Source organism: Methylobacterium sp. J-043 (genome assembly GCF_022829505.1).
GTDB classification, from domain to species: Bacteria; Pseudomonadota; Alphaproteobacteria; order Rhizobiales; family Beijerinckiaceae; genus Methylobacterium; species Methylobacterium extorquens_A.
Map to the genome: position 1 here is coordinate 20780 of NZ_JAKSYB010000013.1, position 20100 is coordinate 40879.

21 protein-coding genes and 1 pseudogene are annotated in these 20100 nt (G+C 70.1%); 13 read left to right on the top strand and 9 right to left on the bottom strand.

The window, feature by feature from the left end; genetic code table 11:
- The first annotated feature begins 65 nt into the window (after nt 1-65).
- From tsaE to MKK50_RS00590, 6 genes are all read left to right on the top strand, one after another.
- A complete protein-coding gene (gene tsaE, locus MKK50_RS00565) occupies nt 66-1694 on the top strand; it encodes a tRNA (adenosine(37)-N6)-threonylcarbamoyltransferase complex ATPase subunit type 1 TsaE (protein WP_499019660.1) in 1629 nt (542 codons plus the stop codon).
- A 32-nt stretch (nt 1695-1726) separates the two neighbouring features.
- Nucleotides 1727-2473 (top strand): nucleotidyltransferase family protein, encoded by a 747-nt coding sequence (locus tag MKK50_RS00570; protein WP_499019661.1) that lies wholly within the window; start codon nt 1727-1729, stop codon nt 2471-2473.
- 62 nt (nt 2474-2535) lie between these two features.
- On the top strand, nt 2536-2985 hold the full coding sequence (locus MKK50_RS00575) for a tellurite resistance TerB family protein (RefSeq protein ID WP_003606025.1): 450 nt from the start codon (nt 2536-2538) through the stop codon (nt 2983-2985).
- 243 nt (nt 2986-3228) lie between these two features.
- Nucleotides 3229-5310 carry an ATP-binding protein gene (locus MKK50_RS00580; RefSeq protein WP_499019720.1) on the top strand — a complete coding sequence of 694 codons (2082 nt, stop codon included), beginning with the start codon at nt 3229-3231 and terminating at the stop codon, nt 5308-5310.
- Between the two features lie 153 nt (nt 5311-5463).
- A complete protein-coding gene (locus MKK50_RS00585; RefSeq protein ID WP_253369112.1) occupies nt 5464-5667 on the top strand; it encodes a DUF3311 domain-containing protein in 204 nt (67 codons plus the stop codon).
- Entirely contained in the window at nt 5664-7124 is a 1461-nt protein-coding gene (locus tag MKK50_RS00590; RefSeq protein ID WP_499019663.1) for a sodium:solute symporter family protein, read from the top strand. The genes MKK50_RS00585 and MKK50_RS00590 overlap by 4 nt, the downstream gene beginning before the upstream one ends.
- Before the next feature lie 21 nt (nt 7125-7145).
- Here the strand turns inward: MKK50_RS00590 and MKK50_RS00595 are convergent, their stop codons facing one another.
- The 4 genes from MKK50_RS00595 to MKK50_RS00610 form a co-directional block, all read right to left on the bottom strand.
- Nucleotides 7146-8012, bottom strand: coding sequence for a metallophosphoesterase family protein (locus MKK50_RS00595; RefSeq protein ID WP_499019666.1), 867 nt, complete (start codon nt 8010-8012; stop codon nt 7146-7148).
- A 446-nt stretch (nt 8013-8458) separates the two neighbouring features.
- Nucleotides 8459-8977 carry a DUF3016 domain-containing protein gene (locus MKK50_RS00600; protein WP_499019667.1) on the bottom strand — a complete coding sequence of 173 codons (519 nt, stop codon included), beginning with the start codon at nt 8975-8977 and terminating at the stop codon, nt 8459-8461.
- Nucleotides 8974-9189: a hypothetical protein gene (locus MKK50_RS00605; protein WP_056197498.1), complete on the bottom strand. Its 216-nt coding sequence runs from the start codon at nt 9187-9189 to the stop codon at nt 8974-8976. Before MKK50_RS00605 ends, MKK50_RS00600 begins: the two co-directional genes overlap by 4 nt.
- Nucleotides 9190-9403: 214 nt before the next feature.
- Nucleotides 9404-9961: a ComEA family DNA-binding protein gene (locus MKK50_RS00610; RefSeq protein ID WP_499019668.1), complete on the bottom strand. Its 558-nt coding sequence runs from the start codon at nt 9959-9961 to the stop codon at nt 9404-9406.
- A 341-nt stretch (nt 9962-10302) separates the two neighbouring features.
- Between MKK50_RS00610 and MKK50_RS00615 the strand changes: the two genes are divergently transcribed.
- Nucleotides 10303-11496 (top strand): patatin-like phospholipase family protein, encoded by a 1194-nt coding sequence (locus MKK50_RS00615; protein ID WP_253369122.1) that lies wholly within the window; start codon nt 10303-10305, stop codon nt 11494-11496.
- A 16-nt stretch (nt 11497-11512) separates the two neighbouring features.
- Here the strand turns inward: MKK50_RS00615 and MKK50_RS00620 are convergent, their stop codons facing one another.
- From MKK50_RS00620 to MKK50_RS00640, 5 genes are all read right to left on the bottom strand, one after another.
- Entirely contained in the window at nt 11513-11761 is a 249-nt protein-coding gene (locus MKK50_RS00620) for a hypothetical protein (RefSeq protein WP_499019671.1), read from the bottom strand.
- Nucleotides 11762-11984: 223 nt separating this feature from the next.
- Nucleotides 11985-12113, bottom strand: a complete 129-nt coding sequence (locus MKK50_RS00625; protein ID WP_253369126.1) for a TFIIS helical bundle-like domain containing protein — start codon at nt 12111-12113, stop codon at nt 11985-11987.
- 102 nt (nt 12114-12215) lie between these two features.
- On the bottom strand, nt 12216-13385 hold the full coding sequence (locus MKK50_RS00630) for an MFS transporter (protein WP_499019674.1): 1170 nt from the start codon (nt 13383-13385) through the stop codon (nt 12216-12218).
- 75 nt (nt 13386-13460) lie between these two features.
- Entirely contained in the window at nt 13461-14459 is a 999-nt protein-coding gene (gene olsB, locus MKK50_RS00635) for a l-ornithine N(alpha)-acyltransferase (RefSeq protein WP_499019723.1), read from the bottom strand.
- Between the two features lie 212 nt (nt 14460-14671).
- Complete coding sequence (locus MKK50_RS00640; protein WP_499019676.1) at nt 14672-15058, bottom strand: DUF2267 domain-containing protein; 387 nt, start codon at nt 15056-15058, stop codon at nt 14672-14674.
- Between the two features lie 144 nt (nt 15059-15202).
- Between MKK50_RS00640 and MKK50_RS00645 the strand changes: the two genes are divergently transcribed.
- From MKK50_RS00645 to obgE, 6 genes and pseudogenes are all read left to right on the top strand, one after another.
- On the top strand, nt 15203-16777 hold the full coding sequence (locus MKK50_RS00645; RefSeq protein WP_499019679.1) for a helicase HerA-like domain-containing protein: 1575 nt from the start codon (nt 15203-15205) through the stop codon (nt 16775-16777).
- A gap of 194 nt (nt 16778-16971) precedes the next feature.
- Nucleotides 16972-17280 (top strand): annotated as a pseudogene (gene rplU, locus MKK50_RS00650) (50S ribosomal protein L21); the annotation flags it as partial.
- Between the two features lie 132 nt (nt 17281-17412).
- The gene (gene rpmA / locus MKK50_RS00655) at nt 17413-17679 is read left to right on the top strand and encodes a 50S ribosomal protein L27 (protein ID WP_003603089.1); all 267 of its coding nucleotides are present in this window, start codon (nt 17413-17415) and stop codon (nt 17677-17679) included.
- 189 nt (nt 17680-17868) lie between these two features.
- Nucleotides 17869-18468: a GNAT family N-acetyltransferase gene (locus MKK50_RS00660; RefSeq protein ID WP_499019681.1), complete on the top strand. Its 600-nt coding sequence runs from the start codon at nt 17869-17871 to the stop codon at nt 18466-18468.
- Complete coding sequence (locus MKK50_RS00665; RefSeq protein ID WP_499019684.1) at nt 18465-18944, top strand: hypothetical protein; 480 nt, start codon at nt 18465-18467, stop codon at nt 18942-18944. The genes MKK50_RS00660 and MKK50_RS00665 overlap by 4 nt, the downstream gene beginning before the upstream one ends.
- Before the next feature lie 36 nt (nt 18945-18980).
- Complete coding sequence (obgE, locus tag MKK50_RS00670; protein ID WP_499019686.1) at nt 18981-20015, top strand: GTPase ObgE; 1035 nt, start codon at nt 18981-18983, stop codon at nt 20013-20015.
- The last annotated feature ends 85 nt before the right edge of the window (nt 20016-20100 follow it).

Genomic DNA, 20100 nt, shown 5'->3' on the forward strand with positions numbered 1-20100 from the left:
CTAGAAGGGTTGAGGCTTAACCCTGATCGGGGTGGCCGTTCGCGGCGTTGCGGAGGATTGGGGCGTTGAGCGAGGATCCGGACGGCATGGCGGGAAGCCCGCGGCCCGGCCCGTCGCAAGGCGAGGCGCAGCCGGCAGCGACGCCGCGGCGCGCCGCCTGGGAGGTGCTGCTGCCCGAGGAGGGTGCGACCGAGGACATGGCCGCGTTCCTCGCCGGCATCCTCATGCCCGGCGATCTCGTGGCCCTGTCCGGCGGGCTCGGCGCGGGCAAGACCACGCTCGCCCGCGCGATGATCCGCGAATTGGCCGGAGATCCGCGGCTCGAAGTGCCGAGCCCGACCTTCACCCTGATCCAGCCCTACGAGACCCGCACCGGCCGCAGCGTGATCCACGCCGACCTCTACCGCCTGCGCGGGCCCGACGAACTGGTGGAACTCGGCTTCGACGAACTCTCCGAGACCGCGATCACCCTGGTCGAGTGGCCCGAGCGCTTGGGCACCCGCGACAACCCCACCTTGATGGTCGAACTGTCCCTGCGGGCGGAGTTCGGCGAGGAGGCCCGCCTCGTGCGGATCGACGGCACGGACGAGATGCGCGAGCGGCTGACACGCGCCCGCGCCATCCGGGCCCTGCTCGCCCGCAGCGGCTGGGACGAGGCCGACCGGGTGCTGATGCAGGGCGATGCCTCGTCGCGCGCCTACGAGCGGCTGGTGAAGCCGGGCGGCGAGACCGCCGTGCTGATGATCTCGCCGCCCCGGCCCGACGGGCCGCCGGTGAAGGACGGAAAGCCCTACAGCGCCGTGGTCAAGCTCGCCGAGAGCGTCCACGCCTTCGTCGGCATGGACCGGGCGCTGCGCGCGATCGGCTTCTCCGCGCCGAAGATCCTGGGCGAGAACCTCGATGCCGGGCTGCTGATCCTGGAGGATCTCGGCGCCGAGCCGGTGATCGAGAGCGGCGCGCCGCGCCCCGAGCGCTACGCCGAGGCCGTCCGGCTGCTGGCCAAGCTCCATGCCACCGATCTGCCGACGGCCGTGCCGGTGAGCGAGGGGATCGACCACGTCATCCCGCCCTACGACCTCGAGGCCCTGCTGTTCGAGGCGGAACTGCTGCCCGAATGGTACGCGCCCGCGATCCGCGGCACGAGCCTGTCACCGGCGGCGCGGAGCACCTTCCGCGACCTGTGGGCCGAGGCGCTGAAGGACCTAATCGCCGAGCCCGCCACCTGGACCCTGCGCGACTACCACTCGCCCAACCTGATCTGGCTCCCCGAGCGGACCGGTCTCGAGCGGGTCGGGGTCATCGACTTCCAGGATGCGGTGATGGGTCATCCGGCCTACGACGTCGCCTCGCTGCTCCAGGACGCGCGGGTCGATGCCAGCGCCGATTTCGAGCTGCGCCTGCTCGGCCTCTACATCCGCGAGCGCCGCGGGCGGGATATCGGCTTCGACATGCAGGCCTTCGCCCGCGCCTATGCGGTGCTGGCGGCGCAGCGCGCCACCAAGATCCTCGGCATCTTCGCCCGGCTCGATAAGCGCGACGGCAAGCCAGGCTACCTTGCCCACCTGCCACGGATCGAGGGCTACCTTGCGCGGAACCTCGCCCATCCGGCGCTGGCCTCGGTGCGGGCGTGGCACGAGACCCACCTGCCGAGCCTCGTCGCCCCGCGGCCGGACATCGACCTCGCCGCGCCCTGAGCGCACCTCTCGAACCGGCCCGTGAGCGCGTGATGAGCGACGAGCAAAATCAAAAAAACGTCACCCGCGCCTTCGTGCTCGCGGCGGGCCTGGGCAAGCGCATGCGCCCGATCACTGCGACTTTGCCCAAGCCCCTCGTCGAGGTGGCCGGCAAGGCGCTGATCGACCACGCCCTCGACCGGGCGGCAGCGGGCGGCATCGAGACCGCGGTGGTCAACGTGCACTGGCTCGCCGACCTGATGGAGGGCCATCTCTCCCACCGCACGGGAGCCCCGGCCATCGTCGTCTCGGACGAGCGGGACGCGCTGCTGGAGACCGGCGGCGGGGTGAAGAAGGCGCTCGACCGGTTCGACGGCGAACCCTTCGTGGTGTTCAACTCGGATTCGTTCTGGCTGGAGGGGCCGCGGCCCAATCTCGGCCGGCTGATCGAGGCCTGGAACCCCGACACGACGGACATCCTGCTCCTCGTCGCCCCGACTGCGACGAGCCTCGGCTACGACGGGGCGGGCGACTTCTATATGGACGCCGACGGCCGGCTGACCTGGCGCGGCGAGCGCGAGGTCGCGCCCTTCATCTATGCCGGCGTGGCGATCGTGAAGCCGGAACTGTTCGCCGACACGCCGGAGGGGTCGTTCTCGCTCACCCTGCTGTTCGACCGGGCGATCCAACGCAACCGGCTCCAGGGCCTGCGCCTCGACGGGCAGTGGCTGCATGTCGGCACGCCGGAGGCGATCGAGGCGGCCGAGGCGCGGGTGCGGGACAGCGCGCGGATCGTTTGACCGGCATCCCCGTTGTCCGGGCTCTGAGATCAGGTTTTGTCGGGCAGGGTTTCGTTCAGGTCATGGGCCTTCTTCACGACGCGGTCGAGCGCTTCCGCACCACCCTCAAGGCCTATGCCGGCGACGAGACGCTGATGCAGGCGGCGGTCTCGGCCTGCGCCAACGTCGCGGTCGCCGACGGCGAGCTGATGACCGAGGAATTCGAGACGGCGCTCGCCGGCATCCGGGCGAACCCGATCATCGAGAAGGGCTACGACAGCCTGATGCTGGAACACGCGCTCTACGAGGGGCTCGGCCGCGCCCGCACCCGTGCCGGCCGCGCGGAGAACCTCGTGCGGATCGGCGCGATCGCCGAGCGGCCGGAGGAGCAGCGCCGCAACGTCTTCCTCATCGCTGCCGATGTCGCCGACCACGAGGGCATCGGCCGCGAGGAGCACGCGGCTCTGGCCGAGGTCGGCGCCGCGCTCCGGCTCAATGGAGACGCACTGCTGAGGCGTTTTCCGGAGGTGTGAGCCGGGTCCGAACGGATCGGACCGGTTGCGTGCATCCCCTCGCCCCGCTTGCAGGGAGGGGGCTTCGGCGACCTTGTCGTCGCTGAAGCAAGGCGGCACCGCATCGGCAACAATCGAGCGGTCCCGCTCATCCCCCCTTAAGCCTCTTTCTCAAGCGGCGCTTCACGCGCGGCTGGCACTGTCGCTCCCCTGACGAGCCGGCGTCCGGCAACGGCCGGACTTGGGGAGACTGACGTGGAACCGATGACCCTTGCGGTGAGCGTGATGGGCTTGAGCATCGCGGCCGCGATGCTGGCGCTGATCCTGGTGTCGCTCCGCCGCCGCGAGTTCGTCGTGCCGGAATCCGACACGACGGAGGCGCTCCAGGACCGGCTGTGGCAGATCGCCGAAAGCGAGGAGCGCTACCGGGTGCTGGTCGAGGCCACGACCGAGGCCGTGGTGCAGCGGGACGCGCAGGGGCGGATCACTTTCGCCAGCGAGGGGTTTGCCGCGCTGCTCGGTATGAAGCCGCTGGAACTGATCGGCTCGACGCTGAGCCCGCAGGTGATCGAGCGCGGCGCGAGCGAGCAGCGCGCCGACGGTGTGCGGGTGGTCGAGGAGCGTCTGGTGCCAGTGGACGGGGTGCCGCGCTGGTTCTCCTTCGTCGATATGCCGGCGGCCGGCAGCGCCGACGGTCCGAACTGGCTGAGAGCGGGCCAGGACGTCACCGCGCGCGTCGAGGCGGCGCGCTCCCTCGACGAGGCGAAGAGCCGGGCGGAGGCCGCCAACGTCGCCAAATCCCGCTTCCTCGCCACCGTCAGCCACGAGCTGCGCACGCCGTTGAACGGCATCCTCGGCATGGCCGACCTGCTGCTCGACACGCCGCTCGACCCCGAGCAGCGCACCTATGTCGAGGCGTTCCGCACCAGCGGCAAGGCGCTGCTCGGCCTCGTCGACGGCATCCTCGATTTCTCCCGCATCGAGGCCGGCCGCCTCGATCTGGCCGCCGAACCTTTCGACGTCGCCGCCCTGGTCGAGGGCGTGGTCGAGTTGCTGGCCCCGCGGGCGCAGGACAAGGGCCTGGAGATCGCCCTCGACATCGCCGACGACCTCGCGGCTTTACGCGTGGGCGATGCCGACCGGGTGCGGCAGATCCTCGTGAATCTGGCCGGCAACGCCATCAAGTTCACTCAAACCGGCGGTTTGGGCGTCAGCCTCGCCCGACAGGGGCAGGGTCCGGGGGAAGGGTTCGTCCTCACGGTCGAGGATACCGGGCCGGGCATCCCGGAAGAGCGCATCCCGATCCTGTTCGAGGAATTCGAGCAGGGCGACGACAGCGCGAGCCACGAGGGCACGGGCCTCGGCCTCGCCATCACCCGCCGCCTCGTCGAGCGCATGAACGGCACGATCGAGGCGCGCTCGACGGTGGGACGCGGCTCGACCTTCCGGGTCGTGCTGCCGCTGCCGGCGGCGGACGACGCGACGCTCCCCGAGACTCCGAGCCTCGCACCGCGCAAGGTGCTGATCGTGGCGGCCTCGCCGTATCAGGCGCCGTTCCTGGCCCGGCGGCTCAGCCGCTCGGGCGCGGCGGCGGTGGTCGTGGACAGCGCGGAAGCCGGCCTCGACGCGCTCGCCGGTGTCGCCTTCGACGCGCTCATCGCCGACCGCAGCCTCGGCGACGCCGCCGTGCGGCGGCTCGCGGCCGAGGCCGCCCGAAGCGGCGTGCGCTGCAGCCTGATCCTGCTCTCGCCCTTCGACCGGCGGGAATTCGGAGCCCCGAACGCGGCGGGCTTCGACAGCTACCTGATCAAGCCGGTGCGCACCCGTTCGCTGTTCGACCGCCTGCTGGAGCCGCGGCCCACCCCGGCGCGCGACGCCGACGCGCCGGTCCAGCCCGGCCCGAGTCGGCCCGCACCGGCCAAGATCTCACCGGCCGAGACTCCACGAGCCAAGACCGCCGCGCCGGGCCGCCGCGTGCTGCTGGCGGAGGACAACCCGATCAACGCGCTGCTCGCCACCAAGGCACTGGAGCGGCTCGGCGCAGAGGTGACCCACGCCCGCGATGGGCTCGAGGCGCTGGCGGCGGCCGAAGGGCAGGGGCCGTTCGACCTCGCGCTGATCGACATCCGCATGCCCGGCCTCGACGGCCTGGAGGTCGCCCGCCGCATCCGCGCCCGCGCGGCCGAGACCGGCGCGACGCCGCTCCACCTCGTGGCGCTCACCGCCAACAGCGGGCGTGAGGACGTCGCCGCGGCTTACGCGGCCGGCTTCGACGGCTTCTTGCCCAAGCCGCTCAACCTGCGCGCCCTGCCGGCCCTGCTGGACCGCCGCCAGGAGGCTGCTTGAAAGGCGGCTCGAGGGGGAAAGACGGCGCCGACCCTCGCGGCAGCTCTCGCGCTGGTGCGAATTCTGCCTCATGCTCCCGAGGCAAGTCGACGGGAAGCGCATGACCGAAACCAGAAAAGACTTCCGCACACCATCGCCGGGGAGGGCCCGGCGGTGAAGCAGCTTCGATGGCTCGCGGCCTTGCCCGCCCTCGGGATGCTGGCCGGGCCGTTCTTCCTCAACCGGGTCGAGCCGCTGGTACTCGGCATGCCGCTACTGCTGGCATGGCTCGTCGGCTGCACGGTCGCGACCTCGGCGATCATGGGGCTGATCTACCTCACCGATCCCGCCAACCGGGGACCGGAGGAGGGGGCATGAACGCCGCACTTGCGATCATCGCGCTCGCCGTCGTGGTGGCGCTCGGCTTAGGGCTCAGGGCGCGCTCGGGCCACGACATGGACATGGAGCAGTGGAGCGTGGGCAAGCGCGGCTTCGGCACGCTGCTCGTCTTCCTGCTGATGGCGGGTGAGATCTACACCACCTTCACCTTCCTCGGCGGTTCGGGCTGGGCCTACGGCAAGGGCGGGCCGACCTACTACATCCTCTGCTACCTGACGCTGATCTACGTCATCTCCTACTGGATCCTGCCGCCGGCCTGGCGCTTCGCCAAGGCGCGCAACCTGTTCTCGCAGCCCGACTACTTCGCGGCGCGCTACGACAGCCGGAGCCTCGGCATCCTCGTCGCGCTGGTCGGGATCGTGGCGCTCGTCCCCTACATGGTGCTGCAACTGAAGGGGCTCGGCATCATCGTCGCCACAGCCTCCTACGGCGCGATCTCACAGACGCTCGCGATCTGGATCGGCGCGGCGGTGCTCACAGTCTACGTGATGGTGTCGGGCGTGCGCGGCTCGGCCTGGACGGCCGTGCTCAAGGATTTCATGATCCTGTTCGTGGTGATCTTTTTAGGCGTCTACCTGCCCTATCACTACTACGGCGGCATCGGAGAGATGTTCACCGCGATCGATACGGCCAAGCCCGGCTTCCTGGCGCTGCCCGATCGCGGTCAGAGCGCGACGTGGTTCGCCTCGACCACGCTGCTCACGGCGCTGGGCGGTTGGATGTTCCCCCACATCTTCGCCTCGATCTACACCGCGAGCGATGCGCGCACCTTCCGGCGCAATGCGGTGTTCCTGCCGCTCTACCAGCTCATGCTGCTGTTCGTATTCTTCGCCGGCTTCGCGGCGGTGCTGCAGGTGCCGGGGCTGACGGGGCCGGACGTCGATCTCTCGCTGTTCAGAATCGCGCTCCAGACCTTCCCGCCATGGTTCGTCGGTGTCATCGGCGCCACCGGCGTACTGACCGCGCTGGTGCCGGGCTCGATGATCCTGATCGCGGGCTCGACGCTGATCGCGCAGAACCTCTACCGGCCGCTGGCGCGCAACGCGACCGACGCAACCACGGGCAAGCTCGCCAAGGGGATCGCGCCGCTGTTGGCGATCGCCTGCGTCGGCTTTACCCTCTACGGCGGCGAGACCATCGTGCAGCTCCTGCTGATCGGCTACGCGGTCGTCACGCAGCTCTTCCCGGCCTTCTTCTTCAGCCTGTGGACCCACAACCCGCTCACGCGGGCGGGGGCGATGGCCGGCATCCTGGCGGGGGTGGCCGCGGTGGCGGTGACGGTGGTCGGCGGGTACACACTGGCCAAGCTCTTCCCTGGCCTGCCGGGGCCGGTGCAGGATCTCAACATCGGCGTGGTGGCACTCGCCCTCAACCTTGCCGTGGCCTTCGCCGTCAGCCTTGCGGGCAAGCGCACGCGGCAGACGGCGCTGCCTTGATCCCGTGGGCTGGCCGGGCGGTCAGCGCCCGGCCTGCGCCTCCGCCGGGGCAGGCATCAAATCGTCCTCCCGCGCATCCTCGAAGGCCGAGCCGGTCCAGACCCGCACGGAGACGGTGGCCCGACCGTCCTCGATGACGATGCGGTTATAGGCGTTGGGCTCGTTGCCGCGCAGCCGCGTCGAGGTGGCCGAGCCCGCCTGCACAGCGAGCAGCCGCCCGCCGCCCGCCCGCACCGTCCCACGATCCACGCTCACCAAGCCCGGCTCGATGCCGGTCTCCGGTGCCTCGGCGAAGCGGGAATAGTGACGGTGGAGATGACCGGCGAGTGTGAGCCCGACGCCGTGGCGGCGGAAGGCGTCGAGCGCCTCGTCGGCGCGCCCGACGAGGCGGGCCTCCGCGTCCCAGGGCGGCGGCATGAACGGATGGTGGCCGACCACGATCCGGAAGACGTGACTCGGCAGCGCCGCCAGCCGCTCCTCGGTGCGGGCGATCTGCGCCCGGGTGATCTTCCCTTGAGACCAATCCGTTTCCGGCGCCCAGGTGCGCACGGTATTGAGGCAGACCACCGCGATCTCGTCGTCGAGAAAGGTCGGTTCGGTCTCCCGCGCGATGAAGCGCCGGTAGCGGCCGAACGGATGGAAGAAGCGAGTGAAGAGCTTGAAATAGGCGATGTCGTGGTTGCCCGGCACCGCGATCCAGGGCGCGGTCAGCCGGTCGAGAAAGGCGCGCGCCTGGGCGTATTCCTTGCGCCGCGCCCGCATGGTGAAGTCGCCGGATGCCACGATCAGGTCCGGCGGATCGCGGTTCAGCTCGGCCACGAGCGCCTCGACCACCGCCGGATCGGTGCGTCCGAAGTGCAGGTCGGAAATGTGAGCAACCCGTCTCACCGGATCGGCTCCGGCACGATCACGGTGAGGGCACGGGGCATCAGGCGATAGCGCAGGGGCGGGGCGATCAAGCAAACCTCTCCATCGTTCATCACCCGTGACGCGCGTCTCCGGGCGGAGACGACGAAGCGAGCCGCGGCGCTCCAGGCCCGGCTCATCGCGCCAGCGACCGAACCCGAGCGCCGGCCGGGCGAGGACGCCACGGCGAAAGCCGGCGGGTGATGTAGAGCGTCAACTCACTGCCATCGACCTGGCTCCGTTCCGGTATCCTTCCCGGCCTCTGCGCGTCATCGTTGTCGACCACAGAGAGCAGATGCAGCCGTATCCGCAGCCCGCGGGCGAGGGCACCGCCGATCGACGCAGATAGGGCTCATGATCGCCACGGCCGACATCGACGGCGCGGGGATGACGGGTGCGCGGAGGTTGGGCGTGTGACGAAACCGGGATCAGCCCGGCGGCGGGCGGCGCTGCACGAAGCGCGCCTGGAACCAGTCCCGCAGCACCTCGCGCTCGTAGAAGAAGGTCTGCCCGGACGAGAGGCGGTTGGCGCGAAGCAGGAAGTTGATGTCGCTGACGGCTTCCTCCGCCGCCAGCACCGTGCGGCCACGCTCCTTCAGGGCGTAGCGCAGGCGGAAGCGGGGCGGGGTGATGTCGGTCACCACCCGCACGCCCTGGGCCGCGCTGAAGCTCGGCTGATCGAGCCCGGCGAGGTCGATGTCGAGCACCGCGATGTCCAGCGTCTGGCCCGGCGCCAGAACCGGGTTGCCGAGCGTCTCGAACAGGCGGCGCATCTCGGCCAAGACGACCCGCGGCGACAGGCCCGAACCGAAGCGGTTCTGGGCATCGGTGTAGCGCTCGGGTGCGACGAAGGTCACCCGCACCTGCGCCGCCACGGGCGAGGCGGCGAGGGGCAAGGAGAGCGTGGCGGCCAGCACCGCGAGCAGGCCGAGCGCCGTCGCCCTCATTGCTGCGAGCGCTTGAGGATCGATTGCAGGACGCGGGCGACCGGCTCGGTGATGGTGCGCCGGTATTTGCGGTGCACGAGCTGGCCGTTGTGGAAGATATCCTGCTCGACGTAGAGCCGCTCGCCGTCCCAACGGACGATGTTGTCGGATTCCGTCGTCTCCTCGACGCCCAGATCCCGGCGGAGGATCGGTGCGCCGGATGTCGTTTGCATGGAGCGGCCTCGGCCTTTTTCGGGATCGTCTTCCCTGTTTAGGGCCTCGACGCGCGCTGTGCCAGGGTTGGATGCAGGGTGCGGTGGACGGAAAAGCGATCCGCCGGTTTCTCCGAGCCACGCTTGTCGCTCGGTTGCCTCTCGGGCGGCGGTTTTCCACGAACCGCGCGCGCCCTCCGGCGACGGCCTCACCGTACCCCGATCAGCCGGGCCATCACCGCACCGACACCTGATCCTTGATGCGCTGGTAGGTGGCGCGGTTGAGGACGCGCTTGCTGAGAAGCTGATCGACGGAGGCGTAGGGACGGTGCTGGACGATCGTCCGGCCGATGGCGCCGCCACCCTTCAGACCGTTCAGCTCGGCGAGAGAGGCGGTGTTGAGGTCGATCAAGGAGACCGCCGCGGGGGGAGCGTTCTCTTCCGCCTCGGCCACCGGGTCGGACTCGGGCGGCGCCATCCGCGCGACCGGGGCGGGGGCCGGTGATGGTGCGGAATCGGCGGGCGGCGACGCGGGCAGGGCCGGAGGCGGCGCCTCGGCGACCGGTCGGGACGGCTCCGGTACGGGCTCGGCCGGCTTCACCACGCGCACCGGCGCGAGCGGAGGCGGTGCGGATGCAGCGCCCGACGGCCGGACGGGCGTCACGGTGGCGGCGGCCGGCGCAGCGGCCTCCGGCTCAGGGCCGTGCAGCCAAACCGATTGGATGATCCAGGCGAGACCCGCCGCCGCCATGATCAGGAGGCCGACCCTGAGGATCGCCGATCCGCTCAGCATGGGCACCGCCCGCCCGCGACGCGGGCGCAGGAGGCAGTCGGGGTCTCGTGCTCGGCTCCGGACATCGTTGGGATCCTAACGTGCTGGCACGGCGCGAACATATGACAAATCCGAGAGATTGGGCACGCGCACGTACCGGGGTACCGCGACAGTCCCGCGCAAGCGAAACGCTGCAGGAGGGGGGCTCGAAATACGAGCCCTTACGGTGACCCTCGCTCACGTTGTGGCAGCACGGCATCAGCCGGCGTCGGAGCGCGACGGTCCCGTGCGGGAACGCAATACGGCCAAGCTCGTTTCGTGTAAGCTGGCCCCCTTCCATCGGGCTTGTTCGGGTCATGTCGATGCCAAAAGGTTTCCGCTGGTCGCGCCTGCTTCTCGCCGCGGCGGTTGCCGGGCAGGCTGCGGCCTGCTCCTCCCTGCCGCGGACGAACTACACCGAGAGCGAGGCGGAAGCCGCGACCGTGCCCGGCATGGTCGGTGTGCGGGCCTATGCCGATGCCGGGGCCGCCGACTTCGTGGCGATGGCCGCCGGCCCGCAGAAGAAGCGCCAAGCCTTCGCCTATCTCGCGCTCTCGGGCGGCGGGGGTGACGGTGCCTACGGCGCGGGCGTGCTCAACGGCTGGACCGCCTCGGGCAAGCGGCCGGAATTCACCATCGTCTCCGGCGTCTCGACCGGTGCGCTGATCGCGCCCTTCGCCTTCCTCGGGCCCGCCTACGATCCCTATCTGACCGACATCTACACCAGCGGCATCGCCGACTCGCTGGTGCAGAGCCCGAGCATCGCCAACGTGCTGTTCGGCTCGGGCCTGTTCGGTGACGGGCGGCTGCGCAACCTGATCGCCCGCTACGTCACGCCCGATCTGCTCCAGGCGATCGCCGAAGAGCATGCCAAGGGCCGCCGCCTGCTCGTAGTGACGACGAACCTCGACACGCAGCGCGCCGTGATCTGGAACATGGGCGCCATCGCCGCCAGCGGCGCGCCCAACGCCGTCTCGCTGTTCACCGACGTGCTCACCGCCTCGGCGAGCATCCCGGCGGTGTTCCCGCCCCAGCTCCTCGACGTGCAGGCCGAGGGCCGCGCCTTCCAGGAGATGCACGTGGACGGTTCGGTGGTGACGCCTATCTTCACGCTGCCGCAATCCTTCCTGATGCGCGACGGGCGCTTCCGCAACGCGGGCAAGGCCGACATCTACGTGGTCATCAACGGCCGCCTCGAACCCGAATTCGAGGTGACCAAGAACAACACCCTGTCGATCGTCGAGAAGTCCTTCACCACCGCGAGCCGCGCTCGCTCGCGGGCGACGCTGGTGGCGACCGACGTGTTCTCCCGGCGCAACGGGATCGGTTTCAACCTGACCTATATCGACGAGAGCGCACCGCAGACCACCACGTCGCGGGGCTTCGACACCGCCTACATGCGCAACCTCTACCAGTTCGGCTACGAGGCCGGCCGCACCGGCCAGTTCTGGAAGCCGAGCGTTCCGGCGTCGCCCCTGGTCAAGAGCGTGGTGCGCGAGGCGGTGGCGGGGCGCTGAACCCCGCCGTCGGCGGTCACAGGGCGATGCGCAGCGGCTCGGCGCTGAGGCGCACGGCGCCCGCCCGGCGTCCGGTTTCGCCGACCGCGTACTGGAACGCCGCCTCGCGGCTACGGAAATAGCCGCCACCGAGGCCTTGGCTCTCCAGGGCGACCCAGTGGCCGTGCCCATCCTGGCCGACGACGTAGGTCGGTAAGCCTCGGCTTGCATCGACTTCGACCGCCGGGGATGGGACGGCCGGGGCAGCTTCGTACAATGAGGGCATGATCGCAGTTCGGGTCGCGCGGTCTGTGAGGAGAACCGCGGCAGGAACCCGAGCCTTTACCTGTGAGGATTGGTGACCGGAGAAGGGCCAGGGGCATAAGGGCCACATCCCGCATTGGCCACCCCAGAGGGCGTTTCCGGCAACCGGCGAGAAATCAGCATGAAAAAGGGCCGCGCGGCCCTTCCGAGCCGCCGGCCCTTGGGTCACGCTGTGACGGCGAGACTTACTTGCGCAGGATCTTCGTCACGAGACGGCCGATCGGAGAGCTCGATCCGGCGTTGCGGTCGTCGCGGGCGACGACGCGATCGTCGGTGCCGAGGAGCTTGGTGACGATGCGTCCGATCAGGCTCATGGGTCGGATTCCTTCACGTCGGGAGGATGGGGCAACGGTGCAGCTTCGACGGGATAACGAGCACCGCAGCGGCGGCGTTCCGTGCCCCGTCGCACCCGATCGTCAGCCCGCGCGTCCCCGAGCGAGACTCCGGATCACCGGCAAGGCGTAGAGCGCGAAGAGCAGGCTCAGGGCGACGGCAAAGCCCTGCGGCGGCTGGAGGTCCATGCCGCCGCCGATGAGCGGTGGCCCGAGCATCAGCCCTGCGTTGTAGAGCATCACGAAGGCGGCGTTGGCGCCGGCCAGATCCGGCCCGCGCAAGGTGGCTCCGAGATGGGCAAGACCCACCGTGTAGAGCGTGCCGACGATCCCGCCCCAGACGAAGAGCAGGGCGGAGAGCAGCGGCAGCGAGGTGGAGGCCGCCGGGATCAGGGCCGCCCCGAGCGCGCCTGCGAGGCTCGCGCCGAGCAGGACGAGGCGCCGGTCCACGCGGTCGGCCAGCAGCCCGACGGGGATCTGGAACAGTACGTTGCCGAGCGCCACCGCGCTGACCAGGGCGGCGGAGGTCTTCGCGTCGAGGCCGATGCGCAGGCCGTAGAGCGGCAGGATGGCGAAGGCGCCTGCCTCCACCGCCCCGTAGAGGGCGGCGGCCAGCACGGCGAGCGGCGCGAGGCGCAGATAGGTCAGGATCCCGGCCCCCTCGTCGTGCCCGAGATCGGGGGAGAGGTTGCGGGCCAGCACCAACGGGGTGAGGCCGAGGAAGAACAGGGCCGAGCCGGCGAGATACGGCGCGAACCCCTCCGTGCCGAGCAGCGTCAGCAGGGTCGGCCCGATGGCGAAGCCGATAGCGAGGACCGTCGCGTAGATCCCCATCACCAGCCCACGCCGCTCGGGCGGCGCCGCGTCGTTGATCCAGTACTCGGAGAGGACGAACAGTACGCCCATCGTCGTCGAGAAGACGAAGCGGAGGGGGAACCACAGCACGAGGTGGGGGAAGAGCTTGAAGGCCGAGAGGCATAAGCCCCCGAGCACGATCGCCAGGATCAGCAGGCGCACCACGCCGACCCGCGCGGCGAGCCGGGGCACGAACGGCACCGTGAGGATCGCCGCGAACCCCGCGATCGCCGTGTTGAGGCCGATGACGACGCTCGACGCGCCCATCCGCTCCATTTCCAGCGACAGGAGCGGGATCGACAGGCCGAGCCCCGTGCCCACCACCGCCACGCAGGCGATCGCGGCGGTCATCGCGCCGAGGCGGTCGCGATCGGAGGGGCGGGCGGAGACGGCGGTCATGACCTTCGAGCGGTGGGTGCGGGGTGAGGGGCGCTTGCCTGAACCGGCTTCACCCCGCCCCGCAACCCGGCTCGGTCAGGCGGCGTGCCGATCCGCACCCGCGCCGAAATGGCCGATATAGCGCGCCGCGATGGCCGAGACCGGCAGCACCACGAGCACGTCGGTGGTGCCGAACTGGCGGTCCACCACCGCGCCGTCGCCGAAGGTCGCCCCGACCCGGAGATAGCCCTTCACCAGCGGCGGCAGCGCCATCAGCGCGGCCTTCGGATCGACCGCCTCCTTCGCCAGCCGGTCCATCGCGACGTAACGCTCCGGCAGGGCGCGGGCCCGCCACGCCTCGGGCGCGCGGGCGTGGTGGTGGAGGAAGCTCAAGGGCAGCGCCAACCGCTCCGGATCGGTGCCCTCCAGGCTGGCGCAGCCCAGCATCGCATCGATGCGGTGGTGCTGCACATAGGCCCAGATGCCGTGCCACAGCAGTTCGACGGTGCGCTTGGTGCGGTAGGGCTTCAGCACGCAGGAGCGGCCGAGTTCGAGGAAGCGCTTTCCCGGATGACGCTCCAGCAGGGGCGCGAGGTCGTACTCGCCCGAGGAGTAGAAGCCGAAATGCGCCTCCGCCCGGTCCTGGCGCAGCAGCCGGTAGGTGCCGACGACCTTCGGCCGGGCCTTGCGGAAAGGCTTCGCCTCGGTCGCGGCGTGGTCGATCACGAGGAGGTGGTCGCAGATCGCATCGTAGGCATCGACATCCCGGCGCTTGAGCGCGGCGATGCCGGTCGGCACCGCCGACATTTCCTCGTAGAACACGCGATAGCGCAGGCGCTGCGCCCGACGGATTTCTGACTTCGTGGTGGCGAGCCGCACTTCGAGCGCACCGATCCGGCCGAGGCTGGGATCGAGCCCCGGTTCCGGCAGAAGGCGCTTGGCCCGGTTCTTCAGCAGGATCGGCGCACCGCCGGGCAGGGCGAGGTCACCGCCCTCGAAGGTCTGGCGGAAGCGGGCGAAGGGCGCCTGAACCTTGGTCTCCCAGCCGGCCTTCCACGCCGCCGTGGCCTCGCGCGGGGAAAAATTCGGCAGCATGATCGACACGATCCCGTCGCGGGAGGCCGCGCGATGCGTCCTCTTGCGCGGCGACAACATCACGAAGGCCGCACGCTTTTATGACGGAAATCTTCTCGTTTCTACAGAGGCTTGCGCGGAGCCGTTGCGAGGCTCCGCGCGAAGTCTCGATACTAGCCGGCGAATGAAAACCGGCTAACGATCGCAGGGACTTATCGCGAGATCCTGCCGCCTCAGACGAACTGGTTCAGGCCCGGGATCGAGCCGACGATCGGGCCCATGACATCCTCGCCGGCGGTCTCGCGGCCGTAGGCGAACAGCTCCTGGCCGAGCGGCTGCATCTGGTTCATCGGCACGCCGGCCGAGATCAGCTTCTGGCCGAGCGCCATCACGCCGCCGCCCATCATGCCGCCGAGCATGCCCATCAGACCGCCGCCGCCCTCGCCGGCATTGGCCTCGGCGATCGCCGTCTCGGAGCCCGGAAGCGCGGCCATCAGCTGGCTCACCTCGGTCGCCGGCCCCTCCTTCTGCAGGAAGGCGAGGATGTGTCCGATCGCTGTCTTGGCGGTCGTGGCGTCGAGCCCGGTGCGGTTGGTCACGCGGGCAATCAACTCTTCCATGAAACGCTTCCTCCTGAGCAGATGCGTGTCTGTCCGATGCGGCGGCGGCGAAATCAAGGGTTGCCGGCGCCCTCGGCCCTGGATCGGGGGCGCGGGGCGCCATACCCTGTCCGTCACAAAGGCGACGGATCGAGCGAGGACGGCATGGCGGCGGGCGAGGGGACGATTCTGGTCGGCCGGAGCACGGGGCCGCGACCGAAGCCCGAGGTGCTGAGCCTGCGGCTGGCCAACCGCCACGGCCTCGTGGCGGGCGCGACCGGCACCGGCAAGACCGTGACGCTGCAGGTGCTGGCGGAGGGCTTTTCCAACGCGGGCGTTCCGGTCTTCGCCGCCGACATCAAGGGCGACCTCTCGGGGCTCGCCGCCGCGGGCGAGGCCAAGCCCCACTTCGTCAAGCGTGCCGAGGAACTCGGGATCCCGTACGAGCCCGATCGCTTTCCGACGATCTTCTGGGACGTGTTCGGCGAGCAGGGCCACCCGATCCGCTGCACCGTGACCGAGATGGGCCCGCTCCTGCTCGCGCGCCTGCTCGAACTCAACGACATCCAGGAGGGCGTGCTCAACATCGCCTTCCGGGTCGCCGACGAGAACCAGTGGCCGCTGATCGACCTCAAGGACCTGCGCGCGCTCCTCACCTTCCTGTCGGAGAACGCGAAGGAACTTTCGGCCACCTACGGCAACGTTTCGGGTGCCTCGATCGGCGCGATCCAGCGGGCGCTGCTGGTGCTGGAGAACCAAGGCGCCGACCAATTCCTCGGCGAGCCGGCGCTCAACCTCGAAGACTTCATGCGCACCGACCGGGACGGCCGGGGCTTCGTCAACATCCTGGCCGCCGACAAGCTGATGCAGCGGCCGCGGCTCTACGCCTCGTTCCTGCTGTGGATGCTCTCGGAGCTGTTCGAGCAACTTCCCGAGGTCGGCGATCTCGACAAGCCCAAGCTCGTGTTCTTCTTCGACGAAGCGCACCTGCTGTTCAACGACGCCCCCAAGGCGCTGCTCGATGCGGTGGAGCAGGTGGTGCGCCTGATCCGCTCGAAGGGCGTCGGCGTCTACTTCGTGACGCAGAATCCGCTCGACGTGCCGGAGACGGTGCTCGGCCAGCTCGGCAACCGGGTGCAGCACGCGCTGCGCGCCTTCACGCCCCGCGACCAGCGCGCCGTGCGCGCCGCCGCCGAGACCTTCCGCCAGAACCCCGGCTTCGATGTCGGCAAGGCGATCACCGAACTCGCCGTCGGCGAGGCGCTGGTGAGCTTTCTCGAAGCCAAGGGCACGCCCTCGATCGTGGAGCGGGCGCTGATCGCCCCGCCGCAGGGGCGGGTCGGGCCGCTGACGCCGGCCGAGCGCGCCGCGCTGATTCAGCAGAGCCCGTTGCGCGGAAAATACGACGAGGCGGTCGACAACGAGAGCGCCTACGAGATGCTGGCCCAGCGCAAGCATCTGGACGCGGCCCCGGCGGAAGCCGCGGGCCAGAGCGAGGGCGGGCTCTCGGGGATGCTGGGTGGCTGGCTCGGTGGGATCTTCGGCAGCGGCGAGGAGGCGCCCAAGGGCAAAGGGACCGGCAAAGGGACCGGCAAGGGAACCGGCCGCACCCGCCGCCCGCCGCCGAGTCTGGCCGAGCAGGTCATCGGCAACGCCGCCCGCTCCATGGCGCGCAAGGTCGGCACGGAGGTGGGCGACGCGATCCTGCGGAACGTGCTCGGCGGGCTGACGAAGCGGTAGGCGAGCTTCGTCCAGCCTTGACAGAAGCCCTGCTCCCGACTATCTGGCCGGCACCGCGCGGCTTCCTCGACGAAGTCCGCGCGTTTCGCGTTCGTGCGCCTACGGCCCAGCCTGACCCGCACGGATGACCTGAACAAGAAGACGGCCCAGGCGCTGCCAGCGCCGGAGGTCGGCACAGAACACGAGAGACAACGATGTTCGCAGTCATCAAGACCGGCGGCAAGCAATATCGCGTTGCCGCCAACGACGTCATCACCGTGGCCACCCTCGAGGGTGAGGCCGGCGCCGCCGTCACCTTCGGCGACGTGCTGCTGTTCACCGATGGCGATGCCACCCAGATCGGCACCCCGCTCCTGTCGGGCATCGGCGTCACCGGCGAGATCGTCCAGCACGGCCGCACGCGGAAGGTCATCGCCTTCAAGAAGCGCCGCCGCCAGAACTCGCGCCGCCGCCGCGGCCACCGTCAGGACTTCACGGTCGTGCGCATCACCGAGATCAGCGCCGGCGGCAAGACCTCGAAGGCCGAGCCGCGCAAGACCCGGAAGGCCGAGCCGGCCGCCGAGTCCGCCCCGGCCGCCGCTGAGTAATCAGCCGCCCGTCCGAACGCAGATCCAGCAGAATTCCGGAGCAATCCCATGGCACACAAAAAAGCAGGCGGCTCGTCCCGCAACGGCCGCGACTCCGCCGGCCGGCGCCTCGGCGTCAAGAAGTTCGGCTCCGAGGCCGTGATTCCGGGCAACATCATCGTGCGCCAGCGCGGCACGAAGTGGCACCCCGGCACGAACGTCGGCATGGGCAAGGACCATACCCTGTTCGCCCTCGTCCCGGGCAAGGTGCAGTTCGAGACCCGGCGCGGCCGCGATTTCGTAACCGTAGTGCCGCTGGCCCAGGCCGCGGAGTAACGGCGGACGCTTGTCGCTGACGACGAAGCGAGCGTCCCGCCGGTGTCCCACACCGAACCGGCGGACGAGTCGCTAGGGCTTCATGCGAAGCTGAGAGCGGATCGGAACACGGGGGAGGATGGGGACACCATCCTCCCCCTTCGTCGTCCCGGACGGCGCCCCTGCGCGCCCTCGCATGACCGGCTCACGATGTTCCCCGATCTTACCCGCGACGACGTCTTCCGCATCGAGACGCGACGGCTCTGGTTGCGCTGGCCCATGGCCCGCGACGCCGAGGCCGTCTCGCGGCTCGCCGGCGATCCGGCGGTGGCCGAGAAGACCGCACGGATTGCGAGCCCGCTTCCGCCGCACGAGGCGGAGAGCTTCGTGATCCGGGCGCGCGCCGCGAACACGGCCGGGGAGGGGCTGATCATGGCCCTGTGCCGGCGGTCCTCGCCCGCGAAGCTGATCGGTGTGATCTCGGTCACCGGACGGCCGGACGAGCCCGAGCCGCGCCTCGGCTATTGGCTCGGAACGCCGTTCTGGGGCGAGGGGCTGATGACCGAGGCGGCGCTGGCGCTGGTGGACGCCGCCTTCGCCTATGCGGGGCACCCGGCGCTCGTCTCCGCCGCGATGATCGAGAACCGCGGCTCGCAGCGCGTGCTGGAAAAGTGCGGATTTCACCGCACCGGGGAATCGGCGCCGGTCTTCGAGGCACGGGGCGGCGCCGTCCCGAGTTACGATTTCCGGCTCGACCGGAGGACATGGCTCGACCGGCGCGGGATCGCAGCGGGAGGACGCTCGGCATGAGGACGCGGACGGTCGCCGGCATCGGCGCGGGTCTGACGGCGGTTGCGCTGGGTGCCCTCATCGTCACGATCACCCGCGAGGTGCCGCCGCCGCCGATCGAGTCCGCGGCGGCACCCACGCCGAAACCGCAGGGAGAAACGCGCCTCTACTGCGAGTTCTACAATTTCGCCGGCCGCACGCCGAAGGTCGGGTTCTACTTCGCCGGGCCGCCGAGCGGCGGCACCGCCTACGCGCAGTTGTTCCAGCGCGAGGCGGACGGGTCGCAGACCCTGTTCGACGAACGGCCGACCTGGACCTATGCTCGGGACGGCGAGGCGCCGACCCTGCGCTCGCCCGACGGCGCGATCCAGATCAACCTCTACGGCGATGGCGGCGCCAACGGCCGCCAGCCGGATGCCGGCGGATGGTTCGAGGCGGGCCTGCGCAGCATCCAGTATCTCAATCTCGACGGCCAGTGCCGTCGCACAGAAAGCTGACCGGCCCTCCCGGTCCCGAATCCAAGGCGAAGCACCGTGAAATTCCTCGATGAAGCCAAGGTCTACGTCCGCTCCGGCGACGGCGGTCCCGGCTGCGTCTCGTTCCGGCGGGAGAAGTTCATCGAGTTCGGCGGGCCGAACGGCGGCGACGGCGGACGGGGCGGCGATGTCTGGATCGAGTGCGTGCAGGGCCTCAACACCCTGATCGACTACCGCTACCGGCAGCACTTCAAGGCGCGGAAGGGCGAGCACGGCATGGGCTCGAACTGCCACGGCGCCAAGGGCGACGACGCGGTGCTCCAGGTGCCGGCGGGCACGCAGGTCTTCGCCGAGGACGGCGAGACGCTGATCGCCGACATGACGGAAGTCGGCCAGCGGGTGCGGCTGGCCAAGGGCGGCAATGGCGGCTTCGGCAACGCCTACTTCACCACCTCCACGAACCGGGCGCCGCGCCACGCCAATCCCGGCCTGGAAGGCCAGGAGATGTGGCTGATCCTGCGCCTCAAGCTCATCGCCGATGCCGGCCTCGTCGGCCTGCCGAACGCGGGCAAGTCGACCTTCCTGGCGACCGTCACCGCCGCCAAGCCGAAGATCGCCGACTATCCCTTCACCACGCTTCATCCGGGCCTCGGCGTGGTGCGCTCGGACGAGCGCGAGTTCGTGCTCGCCGACATCCCCGGCCTGATCGAGGGCGCGCACGAGGGTGTCGGCCTCGGCGACCGGTTCCTCGCCCATGTCGAGCGCTGCCGGGTTCTGCTCCACCTCGTGGAGGGCACGAGCGAGCATGCCGGCAAGGCCTACAAACTGGTACGGCGCGAACTGGAGGCCTACGGCGAGGGCTTGTCCGACAAGCCCGAGATCGTCGCCCTCTCGAAGGCGGACGCACTCGATGCCGAAACCCTCAAGCAGCAGCTCGCCCGGCTGAAGCGGGCGGCGGGCGGCAAGCCGCTGGTGCTCTCGGCGGCCTCGGGGCAGGGGGTGCAGGAGGCGCTACGCGCGATCCAGGCCCAGCTCGATACACAGGGCGCAGAGGAAGCGGAGGCGGAGCCCGCCGAGCCCTGGCATCCGTAGGCACAGCGGCGCTACGCCTCAGCCCGGCCCAGCGGCGGGATTTGCCGGTTTGCCCTACATCGGAGGCATGCGCAGCGCCCTTGCA